Here is a 17,750-nt window from a genome sequence, read left to right as displayed (position 1 = left end):
ATAGAGTAAGCTGGAAATAGCGTCGGTTAACTCCTGATGAATTGGCTCAAACAAGGAAAATGGATCGCGGGAGGTTTCGGGCTAACTGTCTTATTGATGGGAACTATTAGCCTAGTTTCCTATCGCAATACCCTCGTCCTGCGTCAGCGCGCTGCTGAGGTGGAAGTTACCTACGAGATCATCGATAATCTCGCTAATCTTTACGCTAACATGGCGGTGGCCGAATCGGGAAGACGGGATTATATCAAAACTGGCAGCCCTAGGGAATTAAGCCGTCATCGTCGGGCGATCGCTTTGATGAAATCTAACTGGCAACTCCTGGCTAAACAATTAGAAAACGGCACAGATTTCGAGCAGGAAATGGTGACTGAGATCGGGGATTTAATGTATCGGCGAATTGCTCTATTTAATCAATCGATCGCCACCTATAAATCCGATCGATCCGATGATATTTCTCAAAATGCAATCACGGTTAAAAGTGTCGATATCCGGGATAAGTTTCAAAATCTTCTTACCTATTTACAAGCTAGTCAGAAAAGGAATTTAAGAAGTAGCATCGCTAGTTCTAGGGATAGTATCCGCGAAAATTCTCTGTTGGGGTTACTGGGAACTTTTATCAGTTTTGGGATTATTTGCGGAGTTTATTTTTTAGTTTTTTGGCAAGAGAAACGGCGACAAAAAAGTGAGGAAATTCACCGATTATTACTACAGGAAAAAGAACTTTTTGATCTAAAAATTCAGCTTTTTTCCATGATATCCCATGAGTTTAGAACCCCTTTAACCGTTATTTTTTCTGCCTCGCAGTTATTAGAAAATGGTTTAAAAGATGCAGATAAGTCGAGCAGAAAAAACCTATATAGAATCCAGTCTTCTGTCAAGCTAATGAATCAATTCTTAACAGATATTTTGATTTTAACAAGGGCAGAGTCTGGAAATCTCAGTTGTCAGTTAGAGCCGCTCGATATTGAAGCTTTTTGTTTAAATTTAGTCGAAGATTTTCAATTTATCAATAAAAATAATACCCCGATTAAATTTGTCAGTCAGGGATTGATGATCCGTCCTTATCTAGATGAGAAACTGCTCTACTCGATTTTAAGTAATTTACTCTTAAATGCGATTAAATATTCCCCCACGGGAGCAGGGATTAGTTTGATTTTGTGGAAAGATAGCGATCGCATTGTTTTTCAAGTCCGGGATCACGGGATCGGCATTGCCGAGGAAGATAGAGGTAAGATCTATGAACCCTTTTATCGGGGTCAGAATGTGGAAAATATTATCGGCACGGGATTGGGGTTAGCAGTGGTTAAAAAATGCGTCGAACTCCACCGCGGCGAAATCGCCCTAGACAGCCAAGTGGATAAGGGAACAAGCTTTACCGTCAAACTGCCCATTTCACCCTAGTTCCAGCTTGAGCAGCCCAAAGATTACAAAATGTAACTTTCTTTCTTTCAAAACAGGACGAAAGCAACGAAGAATTTTTATCTTCTAGATCAATCGATCGCAAAGTCCAATCTCGATCGACCCTGAAACCGTAACCAGTGCCTTATCGCGGCCGGAATTAGTCCAAAATCAACTCACTTCGGGTTAATGGCATCTAAGTTTTGGGCAAAAATAGGGCTTTTGCCGCCAAAAAAGCCTATATTTTGGCTCTTTGCCCCCTGTTTGACCCCTGATTTTTGCAGCCAGTTGACTCTCATGGGGAACTGGTCACAGTTTCCTGATAGGATAAGGTGACTTGGGATTAACTTATGGTGTTGAAAATATGTCTCTAAAACCTTACATTTCTCGCTTATTAGCTTTGGTTCTCGTCCTGGTCATCGGATTGATGGGTTGTTCTAGTAGTTCGGGGTTAACCGGCAATTACGGAAAAGATACCCTGACGGTGATTGAAACTTTAACCACAGCCCTTGATTTAGTCAAAGATGACCCGAATAAAGCGGCAGTTGAGTCGCAAGCAAAGGAACAAATCAACGATTACATCTCCCTCTACCGACGAGATAAAAAATCCGGGGGTTTGCGTTCTTTCACTACTATGCAAACAGCCTTAAACTCTCTAGCTGGTTATTATACCGCCTACGGTTCCCGTCCCATCCCCGACAAACTCAAACAACGTTTAAAACAAGAATTTAAACAGGTGCAATTCTCTCTCCAGAAAGGAATTTAGATACAGTTATCAGTGATCAGTTATCAGTTATCAGTAGAACTCGACCTAATATTATAAGCTGTACTGAATTTAAACTGCGTATTAAAAATTTTAGTACAAATGCTCGAACTTCCTCTCCCTGCTTCCAACTCCGGCACTCCAGTGCAGTCTTAACGAGTAATTTAGATGGTCAACAGATTGGTGGGATTGTTAAGTGACAGGTATTAGGTGCGAGTAACAGTGCTGTCTTTTCCCTGATTACTGATGACTGATTACTGTTGACTGAAATGACTCCTGTAAAAATCGGGCCAAATCCGGTTAGACTAGAAATACAAAGCGTATTATAAAAAACTACAAAATTGATTCAAGACGAAACCCTAGAATTATTGGAATGGCCGCGGCTATGTCAACACCTAGCTACTTTTGCAGCGACTAAACTAGGTGCGATCGCGATTCGTCAATTGCCCTTACCAGAAAGCAAAGAGGAAAGTTTAAACCTACTCTGCCAAACCAAAGAAGTTTATAGTTTAGAACAAAAATTAGATAGTCGTCTTTCCTTTGATGGGATTAGCGACATCGGCGATGCCCTAGAAAGAGCGCATCTGGGGGGGTTATTATCGGGACAGGAACTTTTAAATATTGCCACGACTTTGGCCGGAGTGCGACGTTTACGGCGTTTAATTGACGAACAGGAAGATATACCGGTTTTAAAAGAGTTAGTAGCCGAAATTCGCACCTATCCAGAGATAGAACAGGAAATACACCGTTGTATCGATGAAGATGGCCGGATATCCGATCGCGCTAGTCCCCAATTACGCGAAATTCGGGGACAAATGAAGGTGATTAGAGAGCGAATTTACCGCAAATTACAGGATATCATGCAAAAACAGGGCGGTGCCATCCAAGAAGCGGTCATTACCCAAAGAAGCGAGCGCTGGGTGATTCCCGTCAAAGCAGCGCAAAAAGAGCAAATACCGGGGATAATTCACGATACTTCCAGCACAGGGGCGACTTTTTACATTGAACCTCACTCTATCGTTGACCAAGGCAATCAACTGCGGCAATATCGTCGTCAGGAACAAATCGAAGAAGAAAAAATCCTGCGGCAGTTAAGTAATCTGATCGCCGAAGCCTTTGAGGACTTAGAATATTTACTAGCGATCGCTACTAGGCTCGATCTGGCCACCGCCAGGGCCCGTTACAGTTTATGGTTAGAGGGTAATCCCCCCCACTTTATCGATGGTTCAGAAACGATTACTTTACGGAATTTGCGTCATCCTTTGCTCTGGTGGCAAAAACACCACGAACAGGGGGGGGAGGTCGTACCAATAAATGTGCAGATTACCCCAGAAATTCGCGTTGTTGCCATCACCGGACCAAATACCGGCGGAAAAACCGTTACTTTAAAAACCCTCGGATTAGCGGCTTTAATGGCGAAAGCGGGCCTGTTTATTCCAGCGCGGGAACCGGTAGAGATACCCTGGTTCGATCAGGTTTTAGCCGATATCGGGGATGAACAGTCTTTGCAACAGAGTTTATCGACTTTTTCGGGTCACATTCGCCGGATTGTCCGCATTTTAGCGGCTTTAAATTCTCGTTCCTTGGTTTTACTCGATGAGGTGGGAGCAGGTACGGATCCGGCCGAGGGAAGTCCTTTAGCGATCGCTATTTTACAATACCTCGCTGATCATAGTTTACTGACGGTGGCTACCACTCACTACGGGGAATTAAAAGCGTTAAAGTATCGAGATTCTCGCTTTGAAAATGCCTCGGTAGAGTTTGATGATCGCACTCTTTCCCCCACTTATCGACTATTATGGGGCATTCCGGGGCGTTCTAATGCTTTAACTATTGCCCAGCGTTTGGGATTAAGTCCCGAAATTGTGGCCGAAGCGAGAAATCATCTGGGGGGGTTATCGGAGGAGATAAATCAAGTAATTGCCGGTTTGGAAGCGCAAAGACGGGAACAGGAGTCAAAAGCTCAAGAAGCTAGTCAATTACTCCAACAAACGGAGAAATTTTATACAGAGGTGTCCACGCGGGCCAATTCTCTACAGGAGAGAGAGCGAGAATTAAAGCGTTATCAGGAGCAGGAGATACAAAAAGCTTTATTATCGGCAAAAGCAGAGATTAATGATGTTATTCGTCGATTGCAAGCGGGAACAAAAACCGGTAAAGATGCCCAAAAAGCCACAGAGGAATTAACTGCGATCGCAGAAAGGTTATTACCAAAAACGGAAAAAACTAAGGTTAATTATCGTCCGCAAGTGGGGGAAAGGGTACGCTTGCCCAATTTGGGACAAACTGCCGAAGTTTTAGCAATTTCACCGGAATCAGAGGAGATTTCCCTGCGTTTCGGTATGATGAAGATGACCCTACCCTTAGACCAGATTGAGTCTTTGGATGGTCAAAAAGTGGAAACTGCGCCAAAACCTGCCAAAAATTTGCCCCAAACTCCCACAAAACCCCAGGAGACTCCTTTAATTCGTACTGCTAATAATACTGTCGATATTCGCGGTTCCAGGGTGGCAGAGTCAGAAACGGATATCGAACAGGCGATCACCCGCGCCACCCCATCGGGCATATTATGGATTATTCACGGTAAAGGTACGGGGAAATTACGTCAGGGTGTTCACGATTTTTTATCCCGTCATCCCCAGGTAAAACGCTTTCAATTAGCACCCCAAAATGAGGGCGGTTCGGGGGTAACTATCGCTTATTTAACTTAGGGTTTGCGGCAAAAAGTTTTTTGTCGGGTTAGGGGCCAGGAGTCAGTTATCAGTTATCAGTTATCAGTTATCAGATGCGAGTTTTCAGTTCACTGTTTACTGATCACTGAAAATACTTCCCTGCTCCCTTCTCTACAATAACTACTGGCAGCCAGAAATACGTTGGTCATATATCATACTTTGTGGTTTTTGTCAAAAAAACTTTTTCTTTGCAATAAAACTACACAAAAAAAAGATCATCGTTGTGGGTGAAATTGACTGATTTACCCGTCTTAATTAGGATCACCTTCTAGGTGTGGCAAGGGTTTCAGCCATTGCTGCCTAAAAAAGCATAAAATAACCCATTATGAAATTCTATCAAATCGCTGTAACCAGCGTAACATCGTTGTTAAATAAAAATCTTTCTCAATTAATTCTTAAGAATTTATAAATATTGCGGAATGTTAATTTAAATATTCTCAAGTTTTTGGAGTCAATCAATAATTTTTGCTTATCTTTAGCCAACATTGGGTTAGGAGACAGTATTCTCCGAGTCAGGAGTCAGTATTCTCCGAGTCGGGAGACAGTATTCTCCGAGTCGGGAGTCGGGAGTCGGGAGACAGTATTCAGGAGACAGTATTCTCCGAGTCAGGAGTCGAGAGATTATTTTTATCCCACTTCATAATTCATAATTCATAATTCATAATTCCCAAGAAGATTATTTTTTAGAGAATAAAACGTAAAAACAGGGAATAATAAACAGAGTTAACAGCGTTGCTAAAGACAAACCCGAAAAAACGACAATTCCTAAAGGTTGCAGGAATTCTCCCCCCTCTCCCAATCCTAAAGCGAGGGGAAATAAACCTAAAACCGTGGTCACGGTAGTCATTAAAATCGGTCGTAAACGTTGGGGAGCGGCCTTTAAAATAGCTTGTAGCCGGGTAAAACCGAATTCTTGCCGCAATTGATTGGCTAATTCCACCATAATAATCGCATTATTAACCACAATCCCCACCAATAACACCACCCCGACGATGACAATGGCATTAATCGGGGTTTTTGTCCAATATAGTCCGAAAATTCCCCCCGCTAGGGCCAAAGGAACGGTTAACATAATCACCAAAGGGTCTATGAGCGAGTTATACTGCACGGCCATGACCACAAAGACTAAAAATACCGATAAACCCGCTAATAAACCCAAAGAACCCTGAATTTCTTGATTAGACGTGGCGGCAGCACTGGGTAAAATGCTGATACCATCGGGTAAGGGAGTGGAATTTAAAACCGATTGTACTCCCGCGAGTGCGTCACTTAATTTCGCCCCTTCGACTAAACTGCCGATAATAATAAAAACTTGACGCTGATTAATTCTCTGGATGACCCCGGGGGTTTTTCCCGCTTCAATCCGGGCTATATCTGCTAATTTTAAGTCTTCTTGTCTATTGACAAAAATAGGTATTTGTGATATGTCACTAATTTTTTGCCGCGAGTTGGGGTCTAATTGCACCCGGATATCGATTAATCTTTCTCCCCGTTGCAGTTGGGTGGGGATCGATCCTTGAATAGCGGTCCGTAGCGTTTGTCCCACTTCCAGGGTACTCAATCCCAAACTATTTAAGCGTGTCCAATCGGGTTTAATCTGAATTTCTGGTTGTCTGGGGTCAGCATCGGCACGAAAACGCGCACTAGGGACTTTTTCATCGAGAATACCGAGGATTTCTTCACCAGCTTGCTCTAGAGTTTTCCCATCTCGTCCCTGTAACATCACATCCACATCGGCACCGACAGAGGGAGAGTTATTAAGAATAATACCGCGCACTTGACCGGGGGTGAGACGCAAACGCACGTTAACGAGGTTTAATTGCTCTAGTGCTTTGCTCATGCGTTCGATATAGGCTTCCGTATTAGTGCCTTTTTTGAGACTAATCGTACTAGAAGCGCGCAAAATATTTTCATTGGTAGTTGTGCCAAAAAGAGAACCGCCACTGGTAGTAAAAACATACTCAGTTTCCGGCTGTGATAATAGAATCTTTTCTACTTCCCGCATCACCTGACGGTTAGTATTTAAATTGGTACCAGGGGGAAATTGAGCAAAAACGTTCACCTGTCCGGTTTGAATACGACTAAAGACTTCCTGGGGGATATATTGCCAGAGATAGAAACTACTTCCCCCTAAAATTAAAAAGGCCAGCAGGATAACAGGTATTCTGTAGTGGATGATTTTAGCTAAAAAACGACCGTAGAGGATGGTTAAACCTTCTAGACGTTGACTAAAGACTCTTAAGAGCCAAAATCGCTGAATACCACTAGAAACCCGCATATTTAACAAACGACTGGCCAACATGGGAACAACGGTTAACGCACAGAGGAGAGAAGCGGCCACAGCAAAACTGATAGTGAGGATAATCTCGTTAAACAGCAGGGAAATAAAACCACCCAGTAGTAAAAATGGCAGGATAGAAACGAGATTAGTCGCAGTGGAGGCCACTAAAGCAGATTCTACCTCTTGGCTGCTATTCCGGGCAATTTCTAAAAAATCTCGCTTATTTTGGTTTTGATTAACTTTAAGGGCAATATTTTCCAGCATGACAATGGAATTATCCACCACGATGCCCACCCCTAGGGCCAATCCTCCCAAACTAAACACATTTATCGATAACCCAAATAACTTCATACAGATAATTGCGACGAGGGTAGAAAGAGGAATCGCTAGGGTAATGATAAAAGTCTGTCGCAGGGAACCGAGAAAGACGAATACAGTCAATCCTGCTAAAATTGTCCCCGCTAGTCCCGAAGAAATCACGTTATTGACCGCGTTTTGGATAAATACAGACTCATCGGTAGTGGTGACTACTTGTATTCCCCCGGTCATTAACCCGGATTTTTTTAATTCTGTAATGCGTTTTTTGACCCCTTCTACCACAGCAATCGTGTTCGCATTCGGTTGTTTTTGGACGCTAACCCTCACGGCATTTTTTCCATTTAGGGTGACAAAAATTCTTTGTTCTTCTATCCCATCGATAACTCTGGCCACATCCCGCAGATAGATTTTTTCTTCGGGATTATTACTATCGGTCAGTGCTAAATCTTGGATATCCGCTACGTTTTTAAATTTCCCCACCGCGCGGGTTAAAGGTTCCCCGGTTTCTCCCTCTAGTCGGCCCCCAGAGATGTCCTGATTGCGTCTTTTTAGGGTGTCTAAAACCTGATTTAATCCCACTCCTAAAGATTGTAATCGCTGCAGGTCAATATTAACTTGAATTTCTTCTCTAACTCCCCCAATCACGTCCACCACTGCCACTCCTTCCACAAACCCCAATTCTCTCCCTAATTCTTCATCAGCAAATAATCTTAAATCTTTTAGGGGTAGGGTATCGGAAACGAGAGCGAATTCATAGACGGGTAAACGAGAGGGTTCAAATTTGTTTAAGCGCGGTTCCTCAATAATATCGGGTAAATTTTGTCGGACACGATTAAAACTTTCGGTAGCTTCGTTTAAAGCGACATTTAAATCTCCCCCCGGTTGAAAAAATAAATCTACTCGCATCCTCCCCTCGCGAGTTTCTGAATAAACTTGCACTACTCCCTCGGTGGCACTCATTCCTTCTTCTAGGGGTTTAGTTACTTCTTCGAGAATGACTTCCGGGGACACTCCAGGGACATTCATCCTTAAACTAATGCGGGGATAAGTGATAGAAGGAAGCAAATCTACTTGTAAACGATTTAGAAAAAAAAGACCGATGATGATAACTGCTATAGTTAACGTCAATACTCCTATGTGACGACGAATTGATAGACCGCTTAGGGAGATGTTTTCTAACATGATTATCTATGGGGGAGAGTGAGGAGACAGGAGACAGGAGTTAGGAGTCAGGAGTTAGGAGTTAGGAGTCAGGAGTCAGGAGATTATTTTTATCTATTCTTCCCACTTCATAATTCATAATTCATAATTCATAATTCATAATTACCACTGATAACTGATTAATTGTGCATAACTCGACCGAAACTCCATAATTTTTGATAATAATGACGACTAACGCTATCCTGATCATCGGTGAGGAGATTTATAGCGATACCATTGTTACCTGTTTCTTTTCCTGAACTGTGGATATATTGATTATTCCCTAGATATAAAGCCACATGATTAACTCTTTTATCACCAAAGAAAATTAAATCTCCCGGTAGTAATTCCTCTCGGTTTATTTTTTGACAAAAAGCCTCCTGTTGATAGGAATCCCTCGGCAACCAAATGCCAAAAGTGGCAAAAGCAGCCTGGATTAATCCTGAACAATCGTAATTAGGTGCAAGGGTTCCACCCCAGAGATAATGATTGGTACGGTTCCTTGCTTCCTGAGTAAAAGTGATAATCTCAGGAATATGTTTTTCTATGTCTGAACGAGTTAGAGGAATTTTTTGATAAGCTGTGGTGGCCACCGCAATTGCATCTAAATCTTCTCCGCATAACCAAGCTAAATAATTATCTTCCCTTAGCTGAATTTGTAGCCCTTTTTCGGTAATTTCTAGGGAAATAAATTTTAATTGTCTTCCCTGTTGTGCTTGGGTAGCTAACTCTTGACAACTGGGAGAATTGTAGAGATTTAAGTCTCTTTTACAGAGATATTCTTGGGTGGATGATGGGGTAAGAGAGATGATTTTCATAAAAAATAGATCGGAATTATATTGACAAAAAAAACTGCCAGACTAGCCAAAAGCTAAGGAATAAAAACAAGGAGAATAACCTTAGTTCTGTTATCTTCAAGTTTCCACCTCTCTTAATTCTTGGTTACAGATATAATCTATAACCGAACTGAATCCCTCAAATTCCTCTTGCCTAATTAACTTTTCAGGGTTCAAAAACCGCAAAAATAAGGATTAAATGGCATAAAATCGGTAAATAGAGTATTTAATTGACTATTAAGTAGGTAGGTGTTAAAAATTGTCAGATACCCCCCTTATCAAGGGGGGATTAAGGGGGGATCGAAGGCAAAATCTATCTTCTATCTTAACTCTCCTGACTACTGGCTACTGGCTACTGATCCCTAACCCTAACAACAATTTTTAATTTTTACAACAGGTCTAGGATAGCCAGTTCCTTAACAATATGTTACAATAGCCGGCGAGAGGGGGGTGGCCAATATCTGGAACTTTTGGGCTAGAGATAGATTCTAGGGATCAGCAGTCACCTCCTAGAGTAAGCTTTTAATCAGATGTTGAGGTTAGTCTATGGCCAATGTTTCCGGGCGGTTTGAAAAGCAAGAATACAGCCAAAACTCAGAAAATACCGTCACGGTGGTCAGTTCAGTCATGTCCGGTTTTAAAAAAGCATCTCCCCTGCAAAAGGGCTTATTTTGGGGAATAACCCTCAGTTTTACAGCCCTAGTTTCCGCTACTCTCGGGGCTGCCGTCGCCTTAATTAGTCCCTTACCCGCACCAATTGGGGCTATCTTCCAAAAAACGACTTTTCCCACCCAAACAGACATCCTTGAGGCTCAAGCTTGGAATAGCTTAATCAATCAGCAGCTTTCTCGTCCTGTTAATATTTTAGTTATGGGCATCGATCGAGTTTTAGATGCCAAAAACAGCGACGATGTATTTAAAGGTCGCAGCGATACCATGCTCCTAGTGCGCTTCGATCCTAGCGATAAAACCGTGAGAATGCTGTCTATCCCTCGCGATAGCCGTGTCAGAATCCCCGGCCACGGTTTCACTAAAATTAACGATGCCAATGTTCACGGTGGACCGACTCTAGCGGCGGAAGTGGTCAGTAATACTTTAGGGGATGTCACCGTTGATCGCTATGTGCGGGTGACTACCGATGCCTTTAAGGAATTAGTCGATTTAGTCGGGGGTGTAGAGGTTTATGTACCCGAACGAATGTATCATAAAGATGTCACCCAAAAATTAGAAATTGATTTACAAGAGGGTTGGCAAAATCTCAACGGCGACCAAGCCGAACAATTTGCCCGTTTTCGTAACCCCCAATACGGCGATGTCGGTCGCGTACAAAGACAACAAATTTTATTAAAAGCACTACAACAAAAGATTTTTAGTCCGACAATTCTCCCCAGTCTCCCGAAAGCAGTACAGGTTTTACAACAACATATCGATACGAATTTAACCGTCGAGGAAATGCTGGCTATCGCTAATTTTGGCCGGGAAATTAAACAGGATGACTTGAGAATGATCCTACTCCCCGGCCGGTTTAATAGCCTTGAGGAATACGATGGTCGCAGTTATTGGATTTTGAACCGTCGCGAAATCAGAACCATTGTGGCTAACAATTTTACCGATAACTATGCGGGGGGAGAAACCTCCGTTTATAGTCTGCGGATTGCCATTCAAAATGCCACCCATACCAAAGGTTTAGCCCGTCGTACTCGTGATTATCTGGCCAAACGGGGCTATACAAATGTTTATATTAGCGATGACTCCTCCCAAAAGCTAGAAACCACGGCAATTATTGCCCAAAAAGGTGATATTCAGTCCGCTAACCTCTTGAAAAATCAATTGGGAATCGGTAAAGTAGAATCATCCTCCACTGGTGCTTTAGACTCAGACCTAACTATTCGGGTGGGTGATGATGTGGCCCAGTTTCTCGACGCTCAACAGTAACAATGTTGAAAAATTTTTTCAGTCTGGTTTTAATTATTTTGCTGGCGATTCTTTGGCTACTTTTCGCGTCCCGTCCGGTGGCCTTGGCCCAAGATAAAACGATTAACTATAGTTTTGCCCAGCTGCAAGATCGGGATTTTTCCCATCAAGATTTGCGCGGAGGAGTTTTCGCCGCTGCCGCGATGCGGGGAGTTAACCTAGAAGGGGCCGATTTATCCTATAGTATTCTCACCGAGGCTGTCCTCTTAAAAGCTAACTTAAAAGGGGCCGATTTAACCGCATCTTTGGTAGATAGAGTCACCCTCGATTTTGCCGATTTAACCAATACTATTTTTACCGATGCGATCGCTAGTCGCAGCCGTTTTTATGACACAATTATTACCGGGGCTGATTTCACTAACGCGGTCATTGATAACTATCAGGTCAAGTTAATGTGTGAACGGGCCGATGGCATTAATCCCGTCACAGGAGTGGCCACCAGAGATAGTTTAGGCTGTAATTAGCAATTCCGGGCAGATTCTAGCTGACGGCTCAAAAATAGCCTACCCCCTACACTCCAGCTATCTCGATCGAGACAGTAGGGATGTAGAATAAAAATACTGAGCGAGGCTAGAGAAAGGAGAGAGACTCTTGATAATCGTCATCGATAACTATGATAGTTTTACCTACAATTTGGTCCAGTATTTGGGAGAATTAGCCTCCGAGTTCCCGATCGCCGTGCCGATCGAGGTCTATCGTAATGATAAAATAGACTTGGCCACAATCGAACAAATGCGGCCGGATGGGATTGTCATTTCCCCCGGTCCTGGTCGTCCGGTCGATGCGGGCATATCTCTGGAATTAATCGCTAAATTTGGCCCCCATTTGCCGATTTTGGGAGTCTGTCTCGGTCATCAAAGTATCGGTCAGGTATTCGGAGGGGATGTGGTCTCGGCCCCGGTCTTGATGCACGGCAAAACTTCGCCAATCTATCACAACAATGAAGGGGTATTTCAAGGGTTAGAAAATCCTTTTACTGCCACCCGTTACCATAGTTTAGTGATCGAGCGCTCAACTATGCCGGATAATTTAGAGATCACGGCCTGGGTGGAAGATGGCACGGTCATGGGGGTCCGTCATCGGGATTACCCCCACATTCAAGGAGTACAATTTCATCCCGAAAGTATTTTAACCACTGCCGGCAAGGAACTTTTAAGAAACTTTCTCCGATCCCTCTAGTGTTTGCTAATCCCCAACCCCTGAAATTAACCTTAACTTGATTAATTCTGCATCTACATTTATGAAAAGGCGAGATTTTATCTTATCGGCGGGGGCAAGTTTCTTAACCGTGGCAGTAAGCTCAGTTTTAGCGGAAACTAAACCGAAACCCACTAACCCCACTTCCCCCAAAAAACCCGATAATTCCCTCTTAGTTCAATGGTTGGGTCATAGTTGCTTTTTATTCACCGGAGGAGGGCAAAGAGTCCTCGTTAATCCCTTCCGGGCAATTGGTTGTACGGCGGGTTTTCCTTTGCCAAAAGTAGAAGCAGATATCGTTTTAATTAGTAGTCAACTCTGGGATGAAGGGGCGGCCGAGAATTTACCAGGTAATCCGAAAATTTTGTTTGAGCCGGGGGCCTATGATCTGGGTAAATTAAAATTCCAGGGCATTAGTATCGCCCATGATCGCATGGGGGGGCAACGTTTCGGCATGAATGTGGCCTGGCGTTGGGCCCAAGCGGGGATTAGTATTGTCCATTTAGGGGGGGCAGCGGCCGCAATCGAATTAGAACAAAGAATTCTCCTAGGTTCGCCGGATTTAGCTTTTATTCCCGTGGGGGGTGGTCCAAAAAATTATAATCCCCAAGAAGCAAAACAGGCGATCGAAGTTTTACAACCGCGAATAGCTGTCCCGACGCAATACTTCACCAGTGCCGCCGATAAAAATGCCTGTGAATTGGTCTCTGTAGATGAGTTTCTCAAGTTAGTCAAAGATAAAAATATCCGTTTAATCGGGGACAATAAATTACGGATTCGTGCCGCCGATTTACCGAAAAAAGGGACGCTCATTCGCGTGTTTGACTACCGCAAGCTGTTACAGAAATCCTAATTTTTAGGAGCCAATAACCTAGTACTGCTGTAGATCATCTCCTAGTTCTCTAAAAATTGCTTTAACAATCTTATTAAAAATGTTTTTGCTGAAAGAATCTCGCTCTTTTTTTAGACAGGGATGGACGATGGCAGTTTTACTAATTGCCCTGCTTGTTTCCCTGCCGATTTTATCGGTGGCCAGTAGTTTATTAACTAATTCTAGTCAAGTCTGGCAACATCTGATCGAAACTGTTCTCGGGGATTATCTAGTTAATTCTTTTTGGTTAATGTGCGGGGTGGGCAGCGGCGTTTTAATCATCGGTGTCGGGACCGCTTGGTTAACAACGATGTGTCAATTTCCCGGTTGTCAACAATTTCAATGGTTATTATTACTACCCCTGGCTGCTCCTGCCTATCTCTTGGCCTATACTTATACCAATATGATGGACTATTTTGGTCCGGTGCAGACCTTCTTAAGAAGTGTTTTCGGTTGGGATAGTGTCGAGGATTATTGGTTTCCTAATATTCGTTCTCTTTGGGGGGGGATTCTGATGTTAATACTGGTGCTTTATCCCTACGTTTATCTGTTAGCAAGGGTCGGTTTTTTAGAACAATCTGTCTGCACAGTGGAGGCAAGTCGCTCCCTGGGATGTAATCCTTGGCGCAGTTTTTTTACTGTCGCTTTACCCCTAACAAGACCGGCAATTATGGCGGGATTGGCTCTAGCTTTAATGGAAACTCTGAACGATTTTGGTACGGTGCAGTATTTCGGAATTAATGCTTTTACCACGGGGATTTATAATACTTGGTTCGGTATGGGCGATCGCATAGCGGCGGGGCAGTTATCCACAGTTTTAATGGTATTTATCCTCGTTTTAGTTTTCCTTGAACAATCCTCCCGTCGTCAAGCTCGTTACTATGAAATGACCAATCGTTTCCAGTCACCGACTAAGTATGAACTAGGATTTGTTCGCAGTTTTTTGGCAATAATCTCCTGTTTTTTGCCAGTATTTCTGGGGTTTATTGCCCCCGCTTTCTATTTGGCATATCTAGCCTTTAATCACGCCCAAGAAACTTTTAATAATGACTTTTTTAGTTTATCGGTAAACAGTTTTTTTCTGGCTAGTTTAAGCGCAATTATTGCGGTAGTTTTAGCTTTAATTCTCGCCTACGGGGAAAGACTTAATCCGAATAAAACTCTTAAGCTTTCCGTGCGGATTGCGGCCGCTGGTTACGCTATCCCCGGCATTGTTATCGCCGTGGGGGTTTTAATTCCTCTCGGGAAATTAGATAACTTTTTCAATCAAGGATTAAATATCAATTTAATTCTGAGCGGCACGATTTTCTGTCTGATTTTTGCCTATATTGTCCGGTTTTTAGCCGTAGCTTTTTCCACATTAGAATCGAGTTTAAGTAAAATTAAACCTAGTTTAGATGATGCTTCCCGCAGTCTTGGCTATGGCACTGGTGCCACTTTAATTAAAGTGCATATTCCTCTTTTGTCGGGGGGATTATTGACGGCGGCTATGTTAGTTTTTGTCGATGTGATGAAGGAATTACCGGCTACTTTGGTCTTAAGACCTTTTAATTTTGATACCCTAGCGGTGCGCGTTTATCAATACGCCAGCGATGAACGTTTGGTGGAAGCGGCGGCACCAGCCCTGGCCATTGTCCTAGTGGGATTAATTCCGGTAATTTTTTTAAGTTGGCAAATTTCCCGACGGGCGATCGATTAAAGTGGTGGCCGATTCCTAGACAAGTTGGCGATCGGCCAGCAGCTTAGTTCTATAGTCTAGTACAAAATAATGTTACAGTTCTTGACAAGACTACTAGAGAGAGGGGGTGTCAGTGATAGGATTCCCTAAAACCCCTTTTCTTTATTTTTGTAGAGAGAACAAAACCCTATGACAGAACTTTCTGGAAAAGCTCCTAAGTTCGGTGGCAGCACGGGCGGTTTACTCGCCAAAGCCGATCTGGAAGAAAAGTACGCCATCACCTGGACAAGCAGCAAAGAACAAGTCTTTGAAATGCCCACCGGTGGCGCCGCTATCATGAACGAAGGCGAAAATCTCCTCTATTTGGCCCGCAAAGAACACGCGCTCGCTCTTGGTACCCAATTGCGGACGAAATTCAAGCCCAAAATCGAAGATTACAAAATCTATCGGATTTACCCCAGTGGTGAAGTGCAGTATCTCCACCCTGCTGATGGTGTCTTCCCCGAAAAAGTTAACGCCGGTCGTGAATTTTTCGGCAAAAAAGACCGCAATATCGGCAAAAACCCGGAACCGGCGACAATTAAGTTCTCTGGTGTCACTCCCTACGAAGCATAAATAATCCCTAAAATCGAGAGTGGGGAGTTAGATTTAGAAGCTATTTAGCCCCAAGATTTAACTTCTGACTCTCGATTTCTCTTATAGCAATCGGCAATCAATTGCTAGTTAGGGTTTGCGGCAAAAAGTTTTTCGTGGGGTTAGGAGTCAAGAGTCAGTATTCAGGAGATAGGGTGGTCACTGCGTGCGCGTTGCGGGGGGTGTTAGGGTGTTAGGGTGATGAGACAACTTCCCCACTTCCCCACTTCCCCACTTCCCCACTCCTTCATAATTCATAATTTATAATTCATAATTCATAATTCATAATTCCTTCCGTTTCCTGAACCATCAAAATATGATCTTCCCCGACTTCGATCGCTTTCGTCAACTCGCTGGTCAAGGTAACTTTATTCCTGTCTATCAAGAATGGATCGCTGACCTAGAAACGCCCGTTTCGGCCTGGTATAAAATTTGTGCCGATCAAGCCTACAATTTTTTATTAGAGTCGGTGGAAGGGGGCGAAACCTTGGGACGCTACAGCTTTTTAGGAGGCGATCCCGTCTGGGTATTAGAAGCGCGGGGAAACACCACTACCCAAACTTTTCGCGATGGTTCTCAAGAGATTTTTTCGGGGGATCCTTTCGAGATTTTAACCCAATGTTTAGCCCCGATTGTGCCGGTTAAATTGCCGCAATTACCCGCCGGAATAGGGGGTTTATTTGGTTTTTGGGGTTATGAATTAATTAATTGGATCGAACCGCGAGTGCCTATTTATCCCGCTACCGATGCCGATCTACCGGATGGTATTTGGATGCAGGTGGATAATCTAATTATTTTCGATCAAGTTAAACGGAAAATCTGGGCGATCGCTTATGCCGATATCCGGGGTAAAAATCCCGATTTAGCGGCCGCTTATCAAGCAGCCTGCGATCGAGTGACCCAGTTAGTTCTCAAGTTACGATTACCCTTACCAACTAATGCCAAAACTCTGGAATTATTACCGGTTGGTCAGGGGAAAGAATTAGTCTATGAAAGCAATACAACTCAGGAAAAATTCTGTCAAAATGTCCTAAAAGCCAAGGATTATATCAAAGCGGGGGATATTTTTCAGGTGGTTATTTCCCAGCGTTTAAATGCCAATTATCAGGGTCATCCCTTCGATTTATATCGTTCCCTGCGTCTGATTAATCCTTCTCCCTACATGGCTTTTTATAACTTTAAGGATTGGCAGATTATTGGCTCTAGTCCTGAAGTGATGGTTAAGGCAGAACGGGACGAATTAGGTAAAATAAAAGCTACGGTCAGACCAATTGCTGGCACCCGTCGCCGGGGACAAAACTTGAGTGAAGATCAAGCTTTAGCCACGGATTTATTGCAAGATCCCAAAGAAATTGCCGAGCATATTATGTTAGTGGATTTGGGGAGAAATGATCTAGGCCGGGTGTGCGATCGAGGTACGGTCAAAGTAGACGAATTAATGATAATTGAACGTTATTCCCACGTTATGCACATTGTCAGTAATGTGGTGGGGGATTTAGCAACCAATAAAAGTGCTTGGGATTTATTAAAAGCTTGTTTTCCGGCGGGAACCGTCAGTGGGGCCCCGAAAATTCGCGCCATGGAAATTATTCATGAATTAGAACCCTGTCGTCGTGGTCCCTATTCAGGGGTTTATGGTTACTACGATTTCGAGGGACAGTTAAATAGTGCCATCACAATTCGTACTATGATTGTTCGTCCCCAAGGTAATCAAAATTATCTGGTTTCCGTGCAAGCGGGAGCAGGGTTAGTAGCTGATTCTGAGCCGGAGAAAGAGTATGAAGAAACCCTCAACAAAGCGAGGGGTTTATTGGAGGCAATTCGCTGTTTAAGTTAGGCTTTTTAGCCTAGGATCTAGTTAAGGGGATT

Annotated in this window: 12 protein-coding genes; 10 read left to right on the top strand and 2 right to left on the bottom strand. The window is 43.3% G+C overall.

Going from position 1 to position 17,750, the window contains the following annotated elements; translation table 11 throughout:
• The first annotated feature begins 36 nt into the window (after positions 1-36).
• From IM475_RS15975 to IM475_RS15965, 3 genes are all read left to right on the top strand, one after another.
• A complete protein-coding gene (locus IM475_RS15975) occupies positions 37-1,401 on the top strand; it encodes a sensor histidine kinase (protein ID WP_287728223.1) in 1,365 nt (454 codons plus the stop codon).
• A 361-nt stretch (positions 1,402-1,762) separates the two neighbouring features.
• Complete coding sequence (gene psb27 / locus IM475_RS15970) at positions 1,763-2,164, top strand: photosystem II protein Psb27 (RefSeq protein ID WP_002783154.1); 402 nt, start codon at positions 1,763-1,765, stop codon at positions 2,162-2,164.
• Between the two features lie 338 nt (positions 2,165-2,502).
• On the top strand, positions 2,503-4,872 hold the full coding sequence (locus IM475_RS15965) for an endonuclease MutS2 (protein ID WP_287728222.1): 2,370 nt from the start codon (positions 2,503-2,505) through the stop codon (positions 4,870-4,872).
• 697 nt (positions 4,873-5,569) lie between these two features.
• Here IM475_RS15965 and IM475_RS15960 read toward each other — a convergent pair.
• Together IM475_RS15960 and IM475_RS15955 are read right to left on the bottom strand one after the other, a co-directional pair.
• A complete protein-coding gene (locus tag IM475_RS15960; protein WP_287728221.1) occupies positions 5,570-8,674 on the bottom strand; it encodes an efflux RND transporter permease subunit in 3,105 nt (1,034 codons plus the stop codon).
• A 158-nt stretch (positions 8,675-8,832) separates the two neighbouring features.
• Complete coding sequence (locus tag IM475_RS15955) at positions 8,833-9,510, bottom strand: C40 family peptidase (RefSeq protein ID WP_287728219.1); 678 nt, start codon at positions 9,508-9,510, stop codon at positions 8,833-8,835.
• A gap of 564 nt (positions 9,511-10,074) precedes the next feature.
• Here IM475_RS15955 and IM475_RS15950 point away from each other — a divergent pair.
• The 7 genes from IM475_RS15950 to trpE all read left to right on the top strand — a co-directional run bounded on the left by IM475_RS15950 (position 10,075) and on the right by trpE (position 17,718).
• Positions 10,075-11,463: an LCP family protein gene (locus tag IM475_RS15950; protein ID WP_287728218.1), complete on the top strand. Its 1,389-nt coding sequence runs from the start codon at positions 10,075-10,077 to the stop codon at positions 11,461-11,463.
• Positions 11,464-11,465: 2 nt separating this feature from the next.
• A complete protein-coding gene (locus tag IM475_RS15945; protein ID WP_287728216.1) occupies positions 11,466-11,966 on the top strand; it encodes a pentapeptide repeat-containing protein in 501 nt (166 codons plus the stop codon).
• A 127-nt stretch (positions 11,967-12,093) separates the two neighbouring features.
• On the top strand, positions 12,094-12,681 hold the full coding sequence (locus tag IM475_RS15940; RefSeq protein ID WP_287659951.1) for an anthranilate synthase component II: 588 nt from the start codon (positions 12,094-12,096) through the stop codon (positions 12,679-12,681).
• A 61-nt stretch (positions 12,682-12,742) separates the two neighbouring features.
• Positions 12,743-13,552: an MBL fold metallo-hydrolase gene (locus tag IM475_RS15935; protein WP_287659952.1), complete on the top strand. Its 810-nt coding sequence runs from the start codon at positions 12,743-12,745 to the stop codon at positions 13,550-13,552.
• Positions 13,553-13,631: 79 nt separating this feature from the next.
• The gene (locus IM475_RS15930; RefSeq protein ID WP_287659953.1) at positions 13,632-15,269 is read left to right on the top strand and encodes an ABC transporter permease; all 1,638 of its coding nucleotides are present in this window, start codon (positions 13,632-13,634) and stop codon (positions 15,267-15,269) included.
• A gap of 168 nt (positions 15,270-15,437) precedes the next feature.
• Positions 15,438-15,863, top strand: coding sequence for a photosystem I reaction center subunit II PsaD (locus IM475_RS15925; RefSeq protein ID WP_045358736.1), 426 nt, complete (start codon positions 15,438-15,440; stop codon positions 15,861-15,863).
• 334 nt (positions 15,864-16,197) lie between these two features.
• Positions 16,198-17,718, top strand: a complete 1,521-nt coding sequence (gene trpE / locus IM475_RS15920) for an anthranilate synthase component I (protein ID WP_287728215.1) — start codon at positions 16,198-16,200, stop codon at positions 17,716-17,718.
• Positions 17,719-17,750 lie beyond the last annotated feature (32 nt).

The organism is Microcystis sp. M061S2 (assembly GCF_020245605.1).
In the GTDB taxonomy this organism is placed as follows: domain Bacteria; phylum Cyanobacteriota; class Cyanobacteriia; order Cyanobacteriales; family Microcystaceae; genus Microcystis.
Note: the sequence above shows the minus strand (reverse complement) of the source record. Positions and strands in the feature narration are given on the sequence as shown.

Bases quoted from the DNA above. Each gene is read 5' to 3' on its own strand.
- IM475_RS15975 (WP_287728223.1), top strand. From the start codon at position 37: ATGAATTGGCTCAAACAAGGAAAATGGATCGCGGGAGGTTTCGGGCTA.
- psb27 (WP_002783154.1), top strand. From the start codon at position 1,763: ATGTCTCTAAAACCTTACATTTCTCGCTTATTAGCTTTGGTTCTCGTC.
- IM475_RS15960 (WP_287728221.1), bottom strand. From the start codon at position 8,674: ATGTTAGAAAACATCTCCCTAAGCGGTCTATCAATTCGTCGTCACATA.
- IM475_RS15955 (WP_287728219.1), bottom strand. From the start codon at position 9,510: ATGAAAATCATCTCTCTTACCCCATCATCCACCCAAGAATATCTCTGT.
- IM475_RS15950 (WP_287728218.1), top strand. From the start codon at position 10,075: ATGGCCAATGTTTCCGGGCGGTTTGAAAAGCAAGAATACAGCCAAAAC.
- IM475_RS15945 (WP_287728216.1), top strand. From the start codon at position 11,466: ATGTTGAAAAATTTTTTCAGTCTGGTTTTAATTATTTTGCTGGCGATT.
- IM475_RS15935 (WP_287659952.1), top strand. From the start codon at position 12,743: ATGAAAAGGCGAGATTTTATCTTATCGGCGGGGGCAAGTTTCTTAACC.
- IM475_RS15930 (WP_287659953.1), top strand. From the start codon at position 13,632: ATGTTTTTGCTGAAAGAATCTCGCTCTTTTTTTAGACAGGGATGGACG.
- IM475_RS15925 (WP_045358736.1), top strand. From the start codon at position 15,438: ATGACAGAACTTTCTGGAAAAGCTCCTAAGTTCGGTGGCAGCACGGGC.
- trpE (WP_287728215.1), top strand. From the start codon at position 16,198: ATGATCTTCCCCGACTTCGATCGCTTTCGTCAACTCGCTGGTCAAGGT.